Annotated in this window: 1 protein-coding gene; it reads right to left on the reverse strand. The window is 69.2% G+C overall.

The annotated features are described in order from the left end of the window. Positions 1 to 246 precede the first annotated feature (246 nt). Positions 247 to 1,551 (reverse strand): HNH endonuclease signature motif containing protein, encoded by a 1,305-nt coding sequence (locus F9B16_RS03910; RefSeq protein WP_151538428.1) that lies wholly within the window; start codon positions 1,549 to 1,551, stop codon positions 247 to 249. Positions 1,552 to 1,713: the final 162 nt, after the last annotated feature.

Genomic DNA, 1,713 nt, shown 5'->3' on the forward strand with positions numbered 1-1,713 from the left:
CCCCGCCCCCGGGTCGCGCCACCCCACCACCCCCCTCCGTAAGGGGCGAAGACACCCAAGGAGCCAACGGCCGTGCCGCGTTCCGGCCGATCATTCGGCTGCTGCGGCTGCGGCTACGGGGGTGCTGCGGGGGGTGCTGCGGTGGCGGCTGCGGTGCTGGCCGCGATGGAGTGGGTGTGGGCATGCCGAGGCCGCCCGCGATCCGAGGGGATCCGGGCGGACTCGGCGGTCATGCTGGTGGGGTGGTTATGCGGCCCAGTCGAGGGCGGAATCGGGTGGGCCGTTGCCGCCGGGTGGTCCGGTTGACCCTCGGGCGTCTGGTGGTGGTAGCAGCCGGTAGACGTATCGCCCGTCTTGATCTTTGGTGATGTGGATCTGGTCGGGGCGGGTGTGTTTGAACCGGTTGTGCCATCCGCAGGTGAGGGCGAGTTGGTCGATGTCGGTGGGTGAGTGTCCGAGTGCCCATCCGTTGACGTGGTCGACTTCGCAGAGTGTGCCCGGGGTCTCGCACTCTCGTACCGCGCAGGTGGGGTAGAGGGTTTCGAGGACTTGGCGTTGGGCTGCGGAGGCGAAGCGTTCCCGGTGGCCCAGGTACAGCGGAGTGTTCCCGCGCCCGAGCAGCAGCGGCGATACCCCGGCCGCGAGGGCGATGCGGCGCGCCTGCGGGGCGGGGATCGGGGTGCCGTCGGTGAGGCGGGCCGGGGCGTTGCCGCCGGTCAGTGTCTCCAGGTCGCAGATGACGGTGACCTTGGTGGCCTTGTGACCGCCCGACAGCACGCTGGACAGGGCGGCGGCGGTGCGTTCGGAGACGTCGCGGTGGTCGTCGGGTCCGGCCGGCTTGGCCAGCGGCGCGAGGGTGCCGTCGAAGATGGCGGCGTCTTCGGGGTTCAACCAGCCCTTCACATACCGGCCGCCGTCCAACGAACGCGTCGTCGTCAGCCACGACTTGTCATAGCCGCGCTTGGTGTCCTCATCCGGGGCGGCCTCGGTGTCGTCACGCTCAGCGATGAGGTCGCGGATCCGGCGCCCGAACGCAGCGACCTTCCCGGCCGAAAAGCCCTGATCAACGAAGCCGAGAAGGGTCGTCTCGGCCTCTGTGCAGTCGGTGTCGTCCAGGCGGGCGACCGAGTCGGCGACGGTGGTGGCGTAGCCGAAGGACAGGTCACCGGAGGCGAGCTGGGCGCAGACCTGAGGCAGGCGGTGCCGCTGCCGGGCGAGGGTGAGGCGCTCCTTGGCGCGGTTGTCGCGCATGCCCAGCCGCGATCGCAGCCACGCCTGGGTGGAGGGATATCCCCACCGCTGTTGCTCTCCGGTGGCGTCGACTCGGCCGATGAATCCAGCCAGCGCGCTTTCCTGCATATCTGCTGCGGCCGCGAGGGTTTCAGTGAGTTCGAGGCAGGCGGCCGCCGACTCGGGGGCGTCTCTGGTGGCGAGTTCAGTGGCGATGGCGGAGAGCGCGTTCACCAATTCCATGGTGGACGCGGCCTCAAGCTCGACCGTCACTGATTGCATAGGTAAATAGTACCCTGTGTGACTGACGTTCGAGGCCATTCAAGGCCGTTCGAGTCACATTCCTTCCGGTATTTTTTGGGTGGGAAAGGGCTGTCGGGCCTGGCGGCTTCTCGCTGATCTTGGTGTTGCGCGCTGGGGAGTTTCGTTCCTTACGGAGGGGGGGGGGGGGGGGGGGGGGGCCGGGGGGGGGGGGGGGGGGGG

The sequence above is a fragment of the Actinomadura montaniterrae genome (assembly GCF_008923365.1).
Taxonomy (GTDB): domain Bacteria; phylum Actinomycetota; class Actinomycetes; order Streptosporangiales; family Streptosporangiaceae; genus Spirillospora; species Spirillospora montaniterrae.